Here is a 15590-nt window from a genome sequence, read left to right on the forward strand (position 1 = left end):
AAGAAGTCCTGTGTGGCCAGGCTTCTGGAAATGAAGACATTGAATGTCCGCTTTCGCGGGAAGTACGAGAAGGATCAACGTTTCCTTGATCCTTCTCGGAGCTTGTAACGTCAGTTACGCCGTTACTATTTGAGGCGTGCCGCGATGGCATCGCAGCCTTTGTCGAACGCCGCACGCCACTGCAGGCCGGCCTGGCTTTGCGTGGGACGCACGCAACGCAACTGGATGGCGTGATTGTCCTTGAACCAATAGCGTTCGGTGTAACTGAACTGCGCGCCGTTTTCCTGCGCGGTATAGACGAAGTTGTCGTTGCCCTGCGCGGTGCCTGCCTGGTAGCCGGTGAGTGCCTTGGCCTTGCCCATCGCGCTGTTTACATAGGTTTGGAACGCATTGGCGTCGGGCACTTGCTTCACCGTCACGGTGACGCGTGCCAGGCTGGTGCTCGCGGTGGGCGAAGGGTCCGGCACCTGGAACACGCGCACTTCCGGGTCACCCTGGGTTTCCATGATGCCAAGCCATTGGTCGGGCGTGCTGAAGGTAACGCTGCCACCGGCCATGCTGATATCGGTGGCGTGGGTGGCGCTGGCCAGCAGCAGGGCGCTGGCAAGAACCACGTTGCGGATAAAGCTCATGCCTGCTCCTGAGAAACGACGTTTGGTTCGAAACGATGGCGCGGCAGCCCCAGCCATTCCAGGGCGGTGCCGTGGAAGAGCTGGGCGCGGTCGTTGTCATCGAGCCCCAAGGCCTCGATGCCGCTGCCCGGCACTTGTTCCCCCAACGGGAAAGGATAATCGGTACCCAGCATCACGCGCTCGACTCCGATCACATCCAGGAGATAGCGCAGGGCGTGCGGGTCATGCACGCAGGAATCGAAATACAGCCGCTTGAGGTACTCACGCGGGTTGCGGGGGTTGTCCGTGGCGACCAGGTCCGGACGCATGCGGAAGCCATGCTCGATGCGGCCGATGCTCCACGGAAAGCTGCCGCCGCCGTGGGCCAACATGACACGCAGCTTGGGCAGACGCTCCAGCACGCCGCCAAACACCAGGCAGCAGGCGGCGCGGGATTGCTCCGCCGGCATGCCGACCAGCCAGGGCAGCCAATACTTGGGCATGCTGGCCGCGCCCATCATGTCCCAGGGGTGCACCATCACCGCCGCACCGAGATCGGCGGCGGCCTCGAAGAAGGGAAACAGCTCGGGCGCATCGAGGTTCCAGTCGTTGCAATGCGAGCCGACCTGCACGCCTTGCAGGCCCAGTTCGTCGATGCAGCGCTCCAGCTCGCGGATCGCCAGGTCAGGCGATTGCAGCGGCACCGTGCCAATGCCCGCGTAGTGACGGGGATGGTCGGCGCACAGCACGGCCAACTGGTCGTTGAGATGGCGGTGCAGTTCCAGTGCTTGATAGCCGGGCGCCCAGTAGGAAAACAGCACCGGCACGGTGGATACCACCTGCACGGCCACGCCGAATCGCGCGTAATCGTCGATGCGATGTTTTGCATCGAACGCCGACTCCCACACCTCGCGGAAGAACTTGCCGTCCTTGTAGATGCGGTGTCGTCCATCGTTGTGGATCATCACCGGAAAACGATCGTCACCGTACTTGGCCGCCAGATTCGGCCAGTCGCGGGGCAGGATGTGCGCGTGGGTATCGATCTTGAGCATGTCCCCGAGTGTAAGTCCTGCGGGTGCGGGCGTCGCGGGGGGGCCGGGCTTGTTCATGGGTATGACTATCCGCCTGCGCGATGCAGCAAAGTGGCTTCTATACTGCGCGATGCCCGGAGCGGGCGGTCGACAGGGGTTCGGCATGCGCCAGGACGGTTGGCTAGGGTTCGACTTTGCGGCGTCGCAATATCGACGCCGGCGGTCGCGCGCGGGATGAACGAGGACATTACACGACTGCTCGATGCCGCCCGCGACGGCGATGGCGAGGCGCTGGATGCCGCGCTGCGCTTGCTCTACGACGCGCTGCATCGGCTTGCCCGCGAGCAACTGCGCCAGGATCGCAACGAGCGCACACTCAGCGCCACCGCACTGGTCAACGAAGCTTATCTGCGTGTGTTCCAAGGCGCCTCGGTGCCGCAGTGGGAAGATCGCGGGCACCTGCTGGGCGTCACTGCCCGTGCGATGCGCCAGGTGTTGATCGACGCGGCGCGGCGTCGCAAGGCTGGCAAGCGGCCGCAGCAGAAGGACCGACTGGAATTGAGCGAAGTGGCCGCCGCGCTGGCGGGCGAGGTCGAGCCCGATGCGCTGGAGCAAGCGCTGGATCGCCTGGAAGCCATGGATGCACGTCAGGCACGCATCGTGGAAATGCGCTTTTTCGTTGGTCTCACGGCGGATCAGATCGGTGTGGCGCTCGGCATTTCGCCGTCCACCGTTCAGCGGGAGTGGCGATTGGCACGCGCATGGCTGCAGCGCGAGCTGCAAACTTCCTGAACGTGCACCGGAAATCGTTTGTCGGCATCATGGCCGACGCGGTGACGTCCACCGTGCCATGGGAGGCCTGCATGAAGTTCCTGGTGATGATCTACTGCGAAGACAGCCTGCTCGAAGCTCTCCCCGAGGGAGAGTTCGACAGCATGATGCACGGCTGCTTCGTACACGCTGACGAGCTTCGCGCCGAAGGCCACCTGCTCGACTCGATGCAATTGGAAGGGCCTGCTCAGGGCAAGTCACTGCGCATGCGGGACAACACGCTGAGCGTGATCGACGGCCCATTCGCCGAAGCCAAGGAATACCTCGGCGGCTTCAATCTCATCGAAGCGGCAGACATGGATGAAGCCTTGCGCATTGCGCGGGCCTTCCCGTGGTCGCGCACGGGGCGCATCGAGATTCGCCCGGTACGTGACATGGATGCGGTGCGCCGCCGCGTCGGCGCCTGAGCCCGGCGCACAACGAGACTGGCCGGCCTGTCGCCGGCCCATGCGGCGCTGGAATCTGTTCGCGGTCCTCGCTACGAGGGCTGCGCGCTCGCCATGAATAGGCTCTTAGACGGTTTCGACCGACTTGGCGCGGCTGCGTCCCGTGACGTGCGCAAGCGTGTTCACGTTGTCCACCAGCCGGTCGCCGATGCGTGTAAGCAGTTCCGCCGACGGCTTCTCCTCGGACATGCTCAGCAGCGTCGCCAATGAACGTTGCAGGCCGCGCAGGTCAGGGAGCTGCTCGGGCGCGCGCTGAGCGCGCAGCGCATCGGAAACCTCGTGCAGTGCCTCGGCCACCTGCGTGACGAAGATGCACATCTCGGCCATCTCCGGCAGGTGGTCGTGATCGTCGATCAAGGCCTCGAGGGTCATCGCCGTGCGGGCCAGGCGATTGCCGTTGGAAAAGAGCGCATTGGCCAGTTCGAGCAAGGCCGGTGGCGTGGCCGGTTCGGCGCGCATGCGATCCAGGGAGGCCTGTGCATTGCTGCGCGCGGTGCGTGCCGCCGTGCGTGCCTCGCGACGACTGTCGCGGCGCTCCGGCCGTGCCAGCGCCTGCAGATAGTTGGCATAGGCGTCGAGCATGTCCGATAGCGCGGCGCGGGCGCGTCCGCGCTCCCACGTGGGCCACAGCACATAGGCGAGCAAGGCCATGCCGCTGCCTAGCGCGGTATTGATCACGCGATCGGTCACTGCATCGGATGAATTAACGCCCTCGAACGACAACAGAATCACCACCGTGCCGGTCAGTGCTGCCACCGCCACGCCGTAGTGCGCGGTCGCCAGGAAACGGAACGCCATGCACAGCGCGGCCATTAGGGCCAAGTGCGCCCAGGCTTCATGTGGGGTGAAATGCAGCAGTGCCGTCGTGACGACCAGGCCGAGCACCGTGCCCACCACGCGCAGCAGGCCGAAGTTGAACGTGGCGGCAAAGTCCGGCCGCAACACGATGGCGGCGGTCATCGGCAACCAATAGCCGTGCGGCAGGGCAAGCTGGCGCGCGACGAACAAGGTGGCGCTCAGCGTGATCGCGCTGCGAATAGCGTGACGGAAGGCCACGGAATGGGGCGTCAGGTTGGCGCGCAAGGTCGCGCGCGCCGAACTGCTGCGCAGCGCAGCGGGCAAGGGTGTTTCGGCGGCGGCCGCGCGCAGCTCGCCTCGGCTGCCGGCCCAGTTGGCGTTACGCACCGCGGCGGCGAGCTGGCCGGACAAGGCGTGGATATGCGTGGCCAGACCGTCTGCACTCCCACCGTTCCCCAGCAAGGCGTTCTCGCTGGCTTGCAAGGTTTGCAAGGCGTGCTCGGCCTGGCGCGGCGACTCGCCTGCTTCCAGTGCGTCCGCCACGGCGGCCAGTACGCGGGCAGCGTCACCGCGGAACATCGCGTGGATGGTGGGGTTGGCGCGCAGTTCCGCCATGGCGGTAAGTTCGAGGCGGATGCGCTCGGCCAGCTCCAGCAACACGCCAAAGGCCTCCATGGCGCGGCCGCGTGCGTGGTGCCGGCCGAGCAGGGTGTGTTGCAGCGTGGTCATGGCGTCGGTCAGCGCCGGTACGTCGGCGTCATCGTGCGCTTGCTGTCGGGCTAGCGAAGAAAGGCCGCGATACACCGCGGCGAGTGCATGACGTTCGGGGCGGTAGCGTTGCAACGGCCAGGCGGCGACCGAGAACAGAGTAAGTAGCAGACCGCCGCCAAAGATCAGTGACGCTGCGCCCAGTGCGTCCAGAAAGGGGCGTGGCGTGGCGGCGGTGACCACCAGCAGGATCATGCTGGTCATGCCCACGCGCGCCATGTCCGGGCCGAACACCACCAGCAGACCGCCAAGGAAACCGAACGCGGCAGTGGCGATGAGCATCGGCACCAATTGGTCGCCGATCAGGAAGCCCAGCAAGGAGGCCACGCCCGCCGCCAGCGAGGCGAGCAGCAGGCGCGTCATGCGCTGGCGGTAAGGCCCTGGCTGGTCGGAGAACATGGTATCCAGCGCACCGGCGCCGATACCCAGGCCAATGCCCGGGTGGCCGGTCAGCAAGCCGGCGGCCAGCGGCAGGATCACCGCGGCGGTGTTGCGCACCACCACACGCAAGGGCACATCCGGCCGCTTGGTGGTGAGCAGGCTGTCGACGACGCTGGCGCGTAGCGAGTAACCGCTGGCAGACATGAGGCTTCGTTCACTCCTAAACGATGCGTGGATTGTGCCTCAGCGCGCCTGAAGCGGGCGCGACGATGCTGCCTTCAGCGCGTGGCGCTGAGCTGGCGCGAAAGGGCGTAGAGGATGCGTTGATCCTGCTCGTCCAGCGTGTCGCCGTCCATGCCCCGGAAGTGATGGTGGAACGAGCGCAGTGCCGCAGCCCGGTTGTCCAGGGGATAGCCGATCAGCCCCAGCGCCATCCAAGGGTCGAAGCCTGCCGGCGGGTCGAGCAGGGGGCCGCGCGGCCACAGGCCAAAGCCCGCCTGCGCTAGTTGCTGCCAGGGAAAGCGCGGGCCGGGATCGTCCTTGCGGCCGGGCGCGAGATCCTCGTGGCCGATGATCTGGGTGGGCGGAATGCGCCAGCGTTGCGTCAGGTCGGCCAGCAGGCCGAGCAGGCTGTCGATCTGCGCCTGGGCAAAGGGGGAGTCGCCATCGTTGTCCAGCTCGATGCCGATGGAGACGGCATTGACGTCGGTGATGGTGCCCCAGCGGCCCGCGCCGGCGTGCCAGGCGCGTTGTTCGTCTGCTACCAGTTGATAGATATGACCATCGTTGCCCACCAGGTAATGCGCGCTCACTGGGCCGCCGCTGTTGGCGGTGCGCAAGGTGTGCAGCGCCTGCCCGACCGAGTGTTCGTTGGTGAAGTGAATCACGATGAGTACCGGTCGGCGCGCATCGAAATTGGGTGAGGGCACCCATTGCGCCATGGGGTTGTGCACGGGCATGGGGGCGCAGGCAGCCAGCGCCATCAGCAGGCAGGACAGCAGCAGGGCGTGCCGGACTGGAGGCAGGAACATGGTGGTCGTTCGGCGGGGACGGGCCACGAAGCTTCCGCAGCGTGGCGGCTCAGGTCAAGCCAAACGAAAACGGCGCCCGCCGAAGCGGACGCCGTTAGCGAGGGCCAAGCCGCAGGAATCAAGCGCGACCAGCGAACTCGCCAGTGAGGGTATTCACCCAAACCTTTTCATCGTTGGTGATGTACTCGGGCACCTGAATTTCGATGCCGGTGTTGAGCTTGGCCGGCTTGGTGCGCTTGGTGGCGCTGGCGCCCTTGAGTTCCGGCGCGGTATCCACCACGGTCAGCGTCACGCTGGTAGGTACCTGCAGGCCCACCGGGGCGTCGTCGATGAGCTGCACGTAGTAGCCCTCGACGTCCTCGACGACGTAGCCCGCGTTGTCGCCGACCAGTTCCGGCGAAAGCAGGTACTGGGTGTAGTCCTCCTTGTCCATGAACACGAACACGTCGCCGTCCATGTACGAGAAGTTCGCCTCGCGGCGCACCAGGTCCATTTCCTTGAGGTCGTCGTCGGCGCGCAGGCTCAGGTCGAACTTGCGACCGCCGGGGATCGAATACATGGTGAAGCGGAACGTGACGTTGCCGCCGCGTGCGGTGGGCGAGCTGCGCTCGATGTCGCGCACCTGGTACACAGTGCCTTCGTGTTCGACCACATTGCCTTTCTTGACGTCGGAAGCTTTCATGGGCGTATGAAATAGAGAATGGTGAGTAGGGAATAGGGAATGGTAAGAACAGAGCGCGATGCATGGGGCCACGCCCCATGCATCGCGTCAGCTGGTCTTACTTGGGTTGCAGGCGCACGGCGCCGTCCAGGCGGATGGTTTCGCCGTTGATGTAGCGGTTACCGAGGATGAAGCCCACCGTGCTGGCGAACTCGTCCGGCTTGCCCAGGCGCGACGGGAACGGGATGGAAGCCGACAGCGACTCCTGCACCTGCGGCGGCATGCCATCCACCATCGGGGTCCAGAAGATGCCCGGGGCGATGGTCGCCACGCGGATGCCGAAACGCGAGAGCTCGCGCGCCATCGGCAGCGTCATGCCGACCACGCCGCCCTTGGAGGCCGAATAGGCAGCCTGGCCGATCTGGCCTTCGAACGCGGCCACGGAGGCGGTGTTGATGATCACGCCGCGCTCGCCGTCTTCGCCCGTCTCGTTGTGCTGCATGAGCGCGGCGCCGGCCTTGGCGACGTTGAAGCTTCCAACCAGGTTCACCATCACCGTGGTGGCGAAGGTGTTGAGCGGCATCGGGCCTTCCTTGCCGAGCATGCGGCCGGCGCCCAGGATGCCCGCGCAGTTCACCACTACGTTGAGGCCGCCCATGGCGTTGCGAGCGGCGGTGACGTTGGCGCTCACGCCCTCTTCGGAGGTCACGTCGGTGCGGAAGAAGTGGCCGCTGAGCGCCTTGGCGGCTTCCTGGCCCTTTTCCTCGTTGACGTCGAACAGGGCGACCTTGCCGCCGTTGGCGACGATGAACTGTGCCACCGCGTGGCCGAGACCGGAGGCGCCGCCGGTGATGATCGCCTTGACCTGATTGAGCTGCATGGGGATGTCCGCTGAATGAGTCCAGCGGACGAGTTTAGCCGACCTGCAGCAATGCCCGCAGCGCCGGATCGTCGGCCAGCTCGCCAAAGGGGCGAACCGGGGGCGGCGGGTTGCCGGGGGGCTGCAGTTCCTTCTGCCATACGCCCACGTCCCACCAGCGGCCGAGCTTGTAGCCAGCGCTGCGCCAGACCCCTGCTGGGGTGAATGCCAGTGCCTGGTGCATGGCCACGCTGGCCTCGCCGGGCAGGGTGATCACACCCACCGCCTGGTTGAGCCCCTGCAGGCGCATGGTGTCCAGCAGGCGGCGGTAGAGCCGGCCGGCGATGCCGCGCCGGCGGGCGTCGGCGTGTACGTAGATGGAAGTCTCCGCGATCCAGTCGTAGGCGGCCCGCTCGCGGAAGCGGCTGGCATACGCATAGGCCAATACCCGGCCGTGCTCCTCCCAGACCAACCACGGATATTGGCGCAGTCGGGCGACGATGCGTTCGCGCATGGCATCCACGCCGGGCAGGTCGGTTTCGAAGGTCTCCACGCCGTGCAGGACGGAGGGGATGTAGATGTCGTGGACGGCGGCGGCGTCGTCCGCGCGTGCGATGCGGATCATGCGAATTCTTTCTCCATGCAGATGCTGCGCGGGTTGGCGTGATGTTCGCCGAATGGCGGGCAGCGGCGATAGCCCGCCCGCTCGTAGAGTTCCAGCGCTTCGGTCTGGGCGGTGCCGGTTTCCAGTCGTACGCGACGACCGCCGCCATGGCGCACCTGCGCTTCGAGCGCGTCCAGCAATTGCTTGCCCAGGCCCAGGCCACGACAGGCGGGCAGGACATACATGCGCTTCACTTCCACGTAGTCGGCATGCCACACGCAGGCGCCGCACGCCACCGGTCGACCGTCCACACGCGCGGTAAGAAAGGTCACGTTGGGTTGCTCCAGCTCCTGCAGCGGCACGGGCTGGATGTTGCCGGTGGGGTGCAGCCCTTCCAGATAGCCGTCCAATTGCTCGAGCAGCGGCATGACGTCGGGTGAGGCCGGGTTGTCGACGGCGAAGTGCAACTGCGGGGTTTTCAACATGACTCGTACTTCCAGTTTCGTCGCTTGCCCTCGGCCAGCCACTCCAGTGTGGTGATGAGGCGCTTCTGGCGCGTGGCTTCGGTCTTAGCCTCGGTGATCCATTCCACGTACTCGCGCTGTGCGCTGGGCGGGAAGCTCTCGTAATGCTTGCGCGCGGCAGCGTGGGCCTTCTGCGCCAGCAGGGTCGCGAGATCGGGCGGAAGAGAGGGCGGTGGCTTGGGCGCGCTCTTGGGGCGCACCGGGCGCGTGCCATCGGCGATGCTGGCCGCGGCCTTCTTCACCAGCGCGGTGAGTTCCTTCTTGGTGGGCAGATCCTTGAGGCTGGCGAGCTTGCCGAACTGGCCCATGGCGTCGTCCTTGCCGGCATCGGCCACCACGTCCTTGCCGCGCCAGAAGCCGAAGGCGCAGTGCTGCTTGAACGCCGCCATGTGGCACAGCGGCTTGCCCTCCACCAGGAAGAACGGCATGCCCCATTTGATGTCCTCCTGCACCTGCGGGCAGGCCGCGTGCACCACGTTGCGCAGGTGCTCCAAAATGGGCTGCGCAAACGCCGCCGCCTTGGCGAGGTAAGCGTCGACGCGAGGATCGTGGCTAGCCATGGCGCGGTCTCCTACAGGTCGCGAAGGTAGAACTGGTCGCAGCTGAAATGTCCGGTGCCGCCGAGTGGGCCACACAGGGTGCGGAAACCGTGTCGACGATACAGCGCCTGCGCCGCATCCATGCCGGTAAGGGTTTCCAGGTAGCAGCGCTGGAAACCGCGCTCGCGGGCCGCCTCCAGGCAACGCAGCATCATCGCGTTGCCTGCGCCGATGCCGCGCGCCTCGGGCAGAAAATACATCTTGCGCAGCTCGCACACGTCGGCATCACCGCCGGCCAGGGGCGCCACGCCACCGCCGCCGATCACCTCGCCGGCACGCTCCACCACGAAGTAGGCGCTGCGTGGCGCGTGGTAGGCCTCGTACATGGCATCGACCTCGGCGTCGTGGATGGCGAAGCCGGGGCCGTCGGCGCCGAATTCCGGCATGACCGCGCGGATGATGCGCGCCACGGCCACGTTGTCGCGAGCCTCGATGGGGCGGATCAGGTAGTCGCTCATGGCGTGGCCTGCGGGGTGCGGTAGATGGTGCCGTCTTTCATGACGAAAGCAGGGTGGGCAAGGTCTTCGATATGCGTGCTGGGGTCGCCCTGGAAGGCGGCGAGATCGGCCCGCAGACCCGGTGCAATGCGGCCAAGCTTGTCCTGTTGGCGCAGGATGCGTGCGGCCACATCGGTGGCGGCGTGCAGCGCCTGCGGAGCGGTCATGCCGTCTCGCACCATGTTGGCCGGTTCGCGCCAGTTGTCGCCATGACTGAAAACGCCAACGTCGCTGCCGTTGCCGATGGTGACGCCCAGCTTGAGCGCCGTGCGAAACGCATGCTCGGCCTCGCGCATGCGCGCGGTGGGTTCGCTTTGTCCGGGCACGTAGTGCTCGAAGTACTGCGCGGTGGATTCCACGGCGGTGAGCGTGGGCTCGTAGGCCACGCCGTGTTGCTTGAGCAGTCGAAAGGTCGCTTCGCTGGCACCGTAGCCGTGCTCGATGCTATCCACACCCGCTTCTACCGCCAGCCGCACGCCGGCATCGCTGGCGGCGTGCGCCGCCACCGGGCGACCGGAGAGGTGGGCGGTGTCCACGATGGCCTTCATTTCTGCCAGCGAGAGCGTGGGTTGCGTGCTGCCGTCGGTGCCGACGCGGTAGTCGGCGTAGAGCTTGATCCAGTCGGCGCCACGCCCGGCCTGTTCGCGGGTGGCACGAATGGCTTCGTCGACGCCGCTGATCTCCTGGGCGCCGCCCGGCAAATCAAGGTCGGGGCGGAAGCCGCGCGGGCCCGGGCCGTAGCTGGCGGTGGCCACGATGGCACGCGTGGCCACGAACAGGCGTGGGCCAGGAATGAGGCCATCGTCAATGGCGTGCTTCACGGAGACGTCCGCGTAACCGGCGCCCTCGGTGCCCAGGTCGCGCAGCGCGGTGAAGCCGGCCAGCAAGGTGGCGCGTGCATGCGCGGCGGCCGCGAGGGTGCGGTAGTCCTGCGGCTCCTTGAGCACCTGGTCGTTCCACAGCGTCTCGTTGTACGGATGCAGGAACACGTGCGAATGCAGGTCGATCAAGCCAGGCATCAAGGTCGTGCCGGGCAGCGCGACCCGCTGCGCGTTGGCAGGCGCCTTGAGGCTGTCTGCCGGTCCGACGGCAGCGATCGCCCCGTCATGCACCAGTACGCCCCAGCCCGCGTGAGCGGCGTCGCCATCGGCCGTCCATACGCGATCGGGCAGCAGCAGGTAGTCGCCCTGGGGCGTGGTGCTGGTCGCGGCTGCTGCTCCCATGAAAAAAAGCGCCGCCCATGATCCCAGCCGAACTACCTGACGCATCCAGCACATTGTCTGCCCCCGCGTGAATGAAGCCCGATTCTAGGGCCAGTAGACGCGGTTCGCGTAGCCTTGGCGGCGCTTTCGGAAAAGCCTGATCGAAGGACGTTCTGCACGACATTCTTGCGAACCCAAAAAGGGGCAAGAGCAGGCATCCGATGCATTTGTATTCAACGGTTGCGGGCGCTGGACCCAAGCGCTTGCCCTCTTTTTGGGGTTCGCTGGGGTGACGATCAGAAACCGAGTGCGCATCATGTCAGGCTGCGCGCGGGTGCGCCGCTGTCGACCGGAAGGGCTCCTGAGAGCAGACGTCGTACGTGCTTAGCCTTGCGGCACCGGGGTGAGTAAGGGTCAGTGGCTCACCGCTGCGACGGTCGGCGCAGCACAGTGGCTGTCGGGCGTGGGCGTGGTAGTGACGCAACTCTGGAAGCCCGCGGGCAGGCTGGCCATGCGACGGGTGTCGCCCACCGACACGGAGAAATCGGCGACGGGTTGCGTGCAAGCCACGCTGGCCGGAGCGCAGTCGTTGCTCACCACCGTGTAGTGGCACGAGCCGCTTTGACTGCGGATGCATTGGAAATCCGCCAGCGGGCCGTTGACGTGCACCTTGCTGTAGAGCACGTCCTGACCGTTGACACTCGATTGTACGACCACGGTGCGTCCTTGTTGGCAGCCGACAAAGGAAAGCAGCACGTAGCAGAGCGCGATGAACTTGTTCATGGTGACCTCTGGCTTGGTGCGTGGCGCTTACATGTTTCGGAAGAGCGCCATGAAGGGTTGGCTTACGGTGAGTGTCTCCGGGCGCTGCTTAAGTCGCAGCGTGCCCTTGCCGGTGTCGTCGCGGATCACGGACGACACCGCCCTGAGATTGACGATGGTGGAGCGGTGAATCTGCTTGAAGATGTTCGGGTCCAGCGCGACGACCAGTTCGCGTATCGGCTTGCGCAACAGCACTTCGCCCTCGGCGGTGACCGCGACGGTGTACTTCTGGTCGGCGCGGAAATAGGCCACGTCGTCCACCATCACCAGCTTGGTCTCGCGGCCATTGCTGGCGGTGATCCAGGTGAGTGGCGGCGTGCCACGCCCCTGCGTGCCGGCCAACTCGCGCAACAGCGCGCCGAGCGCGGCGCTATCGGGCAGTTGCGGTTCGCTGCGTGCCCTGAGTCGCTGCATGGTGGCGCCGAGGCGGTCGGCCGTGATCGGCTTGAGCAGGTAATCCACCGCGCCGCGTTCGAAGGCGGCGATGGCGTATTGGTCATACGCCGTGGTGAATACCACCTGGGTGCCCGGGCTGGCTTCGGCAGCGGCGGCTGCTACTTCCAGTCCATTGAGACCAGGCATGCGGATATCGAGAAAGGCGACGTCGGGGCGCTGGTTGGCGATGGCCTCCAGGGCGCTGGCGCCGTCTTCGCATTCGGCGATGATCTCCAACTCCGGCCACACCTCGCCGAGCAGGTCGCATAGCGCCGTGCGCAACAGGGTTTCGTCTTCCGCGACGATGGCGCTGGTCATGGCGTAACCTCCGCGGCCGGCGCTGCGCTGATGCGCGCCGGCACGGTGATGGTACTGGCGACACCTTCGGGCGCGTTGGCGACGACGGCCAGGGAAGCCTCGGCACCGTAGATGAGGCGCAGGCGTTCGCGCACGTTCTTCAGGCCGATGCCGGTGCCGCCGGTCGCCGCGCCAAAACCGCGTCCGTCGTCGGCGACGGTGATGGTGACGCTGTTCTCCTCGCGGCGAGCCAGAATCCACACGGTGCCGCCACCAGGCTTGGGCTCCAGGCCGTGCTTGATGGCGTTCTCCACCAGGGTCTGCAACATCATGGGCGGCAGCGTGATCGGGCGCAGTGCGTCGGGCACATCGATCTGCAGCGACAGGCGCGGGCCCATGCGCAACTTCATGATCTCCAGGTAGGCGCGTGTGCGTTCCAGTTCGTTGCCGATGGTGGAGAGTGCGTCGTCGGTGAGTGGCAGCGAGTGGCGCAGGTAATGGATCAGGTGGCCGAGCATGCGGTCGGCCTGGGCCGGGTCCGTGCGGGTGAGGTACTGCGCGCTCGCCAGCGTGTTGTAGAGAAAGTGCGGCTCCACTTGTGCATGCAGCAAGTTCAGCCGGGCGATGGTGCGTTCTTTCTCGCTCTCGGTCTGCTTCGCGTGCATCTTTTCGTGGCGACGGCGCTCGGCGAGGCGGCGCGTGATGGCGCGGGTAACGGCCTCGGCGTTCTCCAGGTTGGTGCCGTCGTCCACGCGGAACAGGTCACTCCACGCGGCCGCCTCCGGTTCGCAGATGAGGGTGATGCTGCTACTGCCATCGCCCGGCGTAACGGTGGCGAGAATCTGGTTGCGCAGGTGGCCGAACCAGGTGGTGGGGTTCAGTCGCCCGAACGCGCTGTGGCCATAGGGTTGTGAGCGCTCTAATTTGGCGCGCACTTGCAGGCTGTCGCGGGCGCTCTCCACTTCCTTGGTGCCGGGTAGTTCGCGAATGGCGGCGTCGAGCAGATCGAAAGCTTCGTCGGCATCCAGCGGAACTTCGACGCGGCGGCGCTGGCGATTGCTGGCGCTTTCCTCATTGATGTGGCCCGCGATCAAGCGCACGCGGCGCAGGTGCGACACGGCGCTGGTGGCGACCATGACGAGGGCGATGGCGATGAGCAACACCACGCTGCCGCCGAGATCGAAGAACCGAAAGGGCGGCGTATTGCCCAGCACCAGCGTGGCAAAAAGCAACACCAGGAACCAGGCCAGAACCAGGCGAAAAACAAAGAGCAGGCTGGTGATCACAGGGTTATCCCGGCGGCAAAGTGGATGGGCGAAGCGGAGCATACCCAGCCAGCCTGTCGGCGGGAGAGGGGATGCGACGAAACCGGGGAATCGGCGACCAAATCGCCCCTGGCGGGCGCGAAACCGGACGCTCAGTCGCCGAACAGCGACCTATGTGGGCCGAAACGGTACCAGTCCAGCACCGAAGCGGGCAGGCGGTGCTCCAGAGACAGCCCAACGCCTTCGCACAGGCTCAGGGTTTCCAGCAACGAGCGGGCCACAGGGCCGGCCTCGCCAAGCTGCGCGTACGCCTCTTCCTCGCGTGCGGCGGCAAGCATGCGTTCGCTCCAGTCGTACAGGGCGTCGGCCCGGGGCGCGAGCGTTGCGGCGAGCCAGGCGCGCAGTGGCTGGTGTACCGGAAGTGCTTCCTCCTGGGCGATCTGTTGCGCCAGTGCGACCGCTTTTGCGTCGATGCCGCGATACCACTCGGTTTCACCGGCGGCGGCAGCCCGTACCACCAAGGGCGCGGGGGCGCGTTGGTCAACCCAGGTGGTCAGCAGGCGCCGCTCGATGCGTCGCGCCTGCGCAGTGCGTTCGGTTTCGATCAACAAGCCGCGCTCCAGGTCGAAGAACGCGTAGAAGCGCCGGTGCAGGCTGTGGAAGCGTTGCAGCGGATCGCGCGAGTAGCCGATCTTGAGCAGATCTTCGTCGCGGCAGGGCAGCACGTACACATAGGCGCGCCCCTTTGGGGCGAAGCGTGGCGGCTGGAACTCGTCATCCATGGGGCAGCGGACGCGGCTGGAAAGGTGCAGCATGCGCGCCAGGCGTCTCAGCGGTGGCGACGCAGGCAGATCAGGCGGCGGTGCGTGCCCGCGTGACTCGGCTCGCGGTTTCCTTGTGCAACTGTCCGGACAACCAGGCGCCGGTGGCGATGAGGATGTCCAGGTCGATGCCGGTGTGCATGCCCATGCCATGCAGCATGTACACCACGTCTTCGCTGGCGACGTTGCCGGTGGCGCCCTTGGCGTAGGGGCAGCCGCCGGTGCCGGAGACGGCACTGTCCACCACCCGCACACCTTCTTCCAGGCAAGCGAGGATGTTCGCCAAGGCCTGGCCGTAGGTGTCGTGGAAATGCACCGCCAGCGCGTTCATGGGTACTTCCTGCGCCACCGCACGCAGCATGGCGCGCGCCTTCGCCGGCGTGCCCACGCCAATGGTGTCACCCAGCGACACTTCGTAGCAGCCCAGCGCATGCAGTCGTTGGGCTACGCGGACCACGTCCGACACGGGCACCTCGCCCTGATAGGGGCAGCCCAGCACGGTGGAAACGTAGCCACGCACCTTCACGCCATCGGCCTTCGCGCGTTCCAGCACCGGGAGGAAGCGTTCGATGGATTCGTCGATGGAGGCGTTGATGTTCTTGCGGTTGAACGCCTCGGAGGCGGCCGTGAACACGGCCACTTCGGTGACGCCCACCGCGCGTGCGCGCTCGTAACCTTGTTCGTTGGGCACCAGCACCGGATAGCTCACGCCAGGCACTTTGCGGATGCTTTGGTAGACCTCCGTGGCGTCGGCCATTTGCGGTACCCACTTGGGGCTGACGAAGCTGGTGGCTTCGATGCTCTGCAGGCCGGTGCTGGAGAGACGGTCGATCAGGGCGATCTTCACGTCGGTCGGCAGCAGGGTCTTTTCGTTCTGCAGGCCGTCGCGGGCGCCGACTTCGACAATGCGGACATGGTGGCTGGCGTTCATAGACGCCGAGCATAGCGCGATCCCGCCGACAGCGGCGACGGAATCGCGTGGATGGTTTGCGGCGGCTTGCCCAGGACGCGTTGTCGAGCGAAGCCGCTGCAGTAGCGCTGCGCTAAATGCACGGGCGCGGTGCTTGTGTGAGTACCCTGATCACCGGCAATGTCGGTGGCACCCAA

General features: G+C 66.0%; 18 protein-coding genes. 2 read left to right on the forward strand and 16 right to left on the reverse strand.

Translation table 11 applies throughout. The features are described from left to right. Positions 1 to 125: 125 nt before the first annotated feature. Positions 126 to 632 (reverse strand): hypothetical protein, encoded by a 507-nt coding sequence (locus tag AC3G2C_RS01145; protein ID WP_488382768.1) that lies wholly within the window; start codon positions 630 to 632, stop codon positions 126 to 128. Continuing rightward, a complete protein-coding gene (locus AC3G2C_RS01150; protein ID WP_488382769.1) occupies positions 629 to 1663 on the reverse strand; it encodes an amidohydrolase family protein in 1035 nt (344 codons plus the stop codon). The genes AC3G2C_RS01145 and AC3G2C_RS01150 overlap by 4 nt, the downstream gene beginning before the upstream one ends. 213 nt (positions 1664 to 1876) lie before the next feature. Between AC3G2C_RS01150 and AC3G2C_RS01155 the strand changes: the two genes are divergently transcribed. Both AC3G2C_RS01155 and AC3G2C_RS01160 read left to right on the forward strand, forming a co-directional pair. After that, positions 1877 to 2434 (forward strand): ECF-type sigma factor, encoded by a 558-nt coding sequence (locus AC3G2C_RS01155; protein WP_488382770.1) that lies wholly within the window; start codon positions 1877 to 1879, stop codon positions 2432 to 2434. Positions 2435 to 2505: 71 nt separating this feature from the next. Further along, a complete protein-coding gene (locus AC3G2C_RS01160; RefSeq protein ID WP_488382771.1) occupies positions 2506 to 2880 on the forward strand; it encodes a YciI family protein in 375 nt (124 codons plus the stop codon). 105 nt (positions 2881 to 2985) lie between these two features. On the opposite strand, the gene AC3G2C_RS01165 is transcribed toward AC3G2C_RS01160, so the two are convergent. The 14 genes from AC3G2C_RS01165 to AC3G2C_RS01230 form a co-directional block, all read right to left on the reverse strand. Then, on the reverse strand, positions 2986 to 5070 hold the full coding sequence (locus tag AC3G2C_RS01165) for an FUSC family protein (RefSeq protein WP_488382772.1): 2085 nt from the start codon (positions 5068 to 5070) through the stop codon (positions 2986 to 2988). Positions 5071 to 5144: 74 nt separating this feature from the next. Then, positions 5145 to 5897, reverse strand: a complete 753-nt coding sequence (locus AC3G2C_RS01170; protein ID WP_488383206.1) for an N-acetylmuramoyl-L-alanine amidase — start codon at positions 5895 to 5897, stop codon at positions 5145 to 5147. A gap of 118 nt (positions 5898 to 6015) precedes the next feature. Then, positions 6016 to 6579: an elongation factor P-like protein EfpL gene (gene efpL, locus AC3G2C_RS01175; RefSeq protein ID WP_488382773.1), complete on the reverse strand. Its 564-nt coding sequence runs from the start codon at positions 6577 to 6579 to the stop codon at positions 6016 to 6018. A gap of 97 nt (positions 6580 to 6676) precedes the next feature. Then, positions 6677 to 7438, reverse strand: a complete 762-nt coding sequence (locus AC3G2C_RS01180) for an SDR family NAD(P)-dependent oxidoreductase (protein ID WP_488382774.1) — start codon at positions 7436 to 7438, stop codon at positions 6677 to 6679. Positions 7439 to 7472: 34 nt separating this feature from the next. Beyond that, positions 7473 to 8042, reverse strand: a complete 570-nt coding sequence (locus AC3G2C_RS01185; protein ID WP_488382775.1) for a GNAT family N-acetyltransferase — start codon at positions 8040 to 8042, stop codon at positions 7473 to 7475. Continuing rightward, positions 8039 to 8506: a GNAT family N-acetyltransferase gene (locus AC3G2C_RS01190; protein ID WP_488382776.1), complete on the reverse strand. Its 468-nt coding sequence runs from the start codon at positions 8504 to 8506 to the stop codon at positions 8039 to 8041. Before AC3G2C_RS01190 ends, AC3G2C_RS01185 begins: the two co-directional genes overlap by 4 nt. Next, entirely contained in the window at positions 8500 to 9105 is a 606-nt protein-coding gene (locus tag AC3G2C_RS01195; RefSeq protein WP_488382777.1) for a YdeI/OmpD-associated family protein, read from the reverse strand. Before AC3G2C_RS01195 ends, AC3G2C_RS01190 begins: the two co-directional genes overlap by 7 nt. Before the next feature lie 11 nt (positions 9106 to 9116). Continuing rightward, positions 9117 to 9602, reverse strand: coding sequence for a GNAT family N-acetyltransferase (locus tag AC3G2C_RS01200; RefSeq protein ID WP_488382778.1), 486 nt, complete (start codon positions 9600 to 9602; stop codon positions 9117 to 9119). Further along, the gene (locus AC3G2C_RS01205; RefSeq protein ID WP_488382779.1) at positions 9599 to 10864 is read right to left on the reverse strand and encodes a metal-dependent hydrolase family protein; all 1266 of its coding nucleotides are present in this window, start codon (positions 10862 to 10864) and stop codon (positions 9599 to 9601) included. Before AC3G2C_RS01205 ends, AC3G2C_RS01200 begins: the two co-directional genes overlap by 4 nt. Before the next feature lie 393 nt (positions 10865 to 11257). Further along, positions 11258 to 11626 (reverse strand): hypothetical protein, encoded by a 369-nt coding sequence (locus tag AC3G2C_RS01210; protein ID WP_488382780.1) that lies wholly within the window; start codon positions 11624 to 11626, stop codon positions 11258 to 11260. A 27-nt stretch (positions 11627 to 11653) separates the two neighbouring features. After that, positions 11654 to 12418: a LytR/AlgR family response regulator transcription factor gene (locus AC3G2C_RS01215; protein ID WP_488382781.1), complete on the reverse strand. Its 765-nt coding sequence runs from the start codon at positions 12416 to 12418 to the stop codon at positions 11654 to 11656. Further along, positions 12415 to 13683 carry a histidine kinase gene (locus tag AC3G2C_RS01220; RefSeq protein ID WP_488382782.1) on the reverse strand — a complete coding sequence of 423 codons (1269 nt, stop codon included), beginning with the start codon at positions 13681 to 13683 and terminating at the stop codon, positions 12415 to 12417. Before AC3G2C_RS01220 ends, AC3G2C_RS01215 begins: the two co-directional genes overlap by 4 nt. 131 nt (positions 13684 to 13814) lie before the next feature. Then, positions 13815 to 14477, reverse strand: a complete 663-nt coding sequence (locus tag AC3G2C_RS01225; protein ID WP_488382783.1) for a GIY-YIG nuclease family protein — start codon at positions 14475 to 14477, stop codon at positions 13815 to 13817. A gap of 37 nt (positions 14478 to 14514) precedes the next feature. Continuing rightward, on the reverse strand, positions 14515 to 15414 hold the full coding sequence (locus AC3G2C_RS01230; protein ID WP_488382784.1) for a hydroxymethylglutaryl-CoA lyase: 900 nt from the start codon (positions 15412 to 15414) through the stop codon (positions 14515 to 14517). Positions 15415 to 15590: the final 176 nt, after the last annotated feature.

The organism is Frateuria sp. sgz306004 (assembly GCF_057750885.1).

Coding starts and splice junctions, on each gene's coding strand:
- AC3G2C_RS01200 (WP_488382778.1), bottom strand. CDS start 9,602: ATGAGCGACTACCTGATCCGCCCCATCGAGGCTCGCGACAACGTGGCC.
- AC3G2C_RS01195 (WP_488382777.1), bottom strand. CDS start 9,105: ATGGCTAGCCACGATCCTCGCGTCGACGCTTACCTCGCCAAGGCGGCG.
- efpL (WP_488382773.1), bottom strand. CDS start 6,579: ATGAAAGCTTCCGACGTCAAGAAAGGCAATGTGGTCGAACACGAAGGC.
- AC3G2C_RS01180 (WP_488382774.1), bottom strand. CDS start 7,438: ATGCAGCTCAATCAGGTCAAGGCGATCATCACCGGCGGCGCCTCCGGT.
- AC3G2C_RS01165 (WP_488382772.1), bottom strand. CDS start 5,070: ATGTCTGCCAGCGGTTACTCGCTACGCGCCAGCGTCGTCGACAGCCTG.
- AC3G2C_RS01170 (WP_488383206.1), bottom strand. CDS start 5,897: ATGTTCCTGCCTCCAGTCCGGCACGCCCTGCTGCTGTCCTGCCTGCTG.
- AC3G2C_RS01155 (WP_488382770.1), top strand. CDS start 1,877: ATGAACGAGGACATTACACGACTGCTCGATGCCGCCCGCGACGGCGAT.
- AC3G2C_RS01145 (WP_488382768.1), bottom strand. CDS start 632: ATGAGCTTTATCCGCAACGTGGTTCTTGCCAGCGCCCTGCTGCTGGCC.
- AC3G2C_RS01150 (WP_488382769.1), bottom strand. CDS start 1,663: ATGCTCAAGATCGATACCCACGCGCACATCCTGCCCCGCGACTGGCCG.
- AC3G2C_RS01160 (WP_488382771.1), top strand. CDS start 2,506: ATGAAGTTCCTGGTGATGATCTACTGCGAAGACAGCCTGCTCGAAGCT.
- AC3G2C_RS01205 (WP_488382779.1), bottom strand. CDS start 10,864: ATGGGAGCAGCAGCCGCGACCAGCACCACGCCCCAGGGCGACTACCTG.
- AC3G2C_RS01230 (WP_488382784.1), bottom strand. CDS start 15,414: ATGAACGCCAGCCACCATGTCCGCATTGTCGAAGTCGGCGCCCGCGAC.
- AC3G2C_RS01225 (WP_488382783.1), bottom strand. CDS start 14,477: ATGCTGCACCTTTCCAGCCGCGTCCGCTGCCCCATGGATGACGAGTTC.
- AC3G2C_RS01210 (WP_488382780.1), bottom strand. CDS start 11,626: ATGAACAAGTTCATCGCGCTCTGCTACGTGCTGCTTTCCTTTGTCGGC.
- AC3G2C_RS01185 (WP_488382775.1), bottom strand. CDS start 8,042: ATGATCCGCATCGCACGCGCGGACGACGCCGCCGCCGTCCACGACATC.
- AC3G2C_RS01190 (WP_488382776.1), bottom strand. CDS start 8,506: ATGTTGAAAACCCCGCAGTTGCACTTCGCCGTCGACAACCCGGCCTCA.
- AC3G2C_RS01215 (WP_488382781.1), bottom strand. CDS start 12,418: ATGACCAGCGCCATCGTCGCGGAAGACGAAACCCTGTTGCGCACGGCG.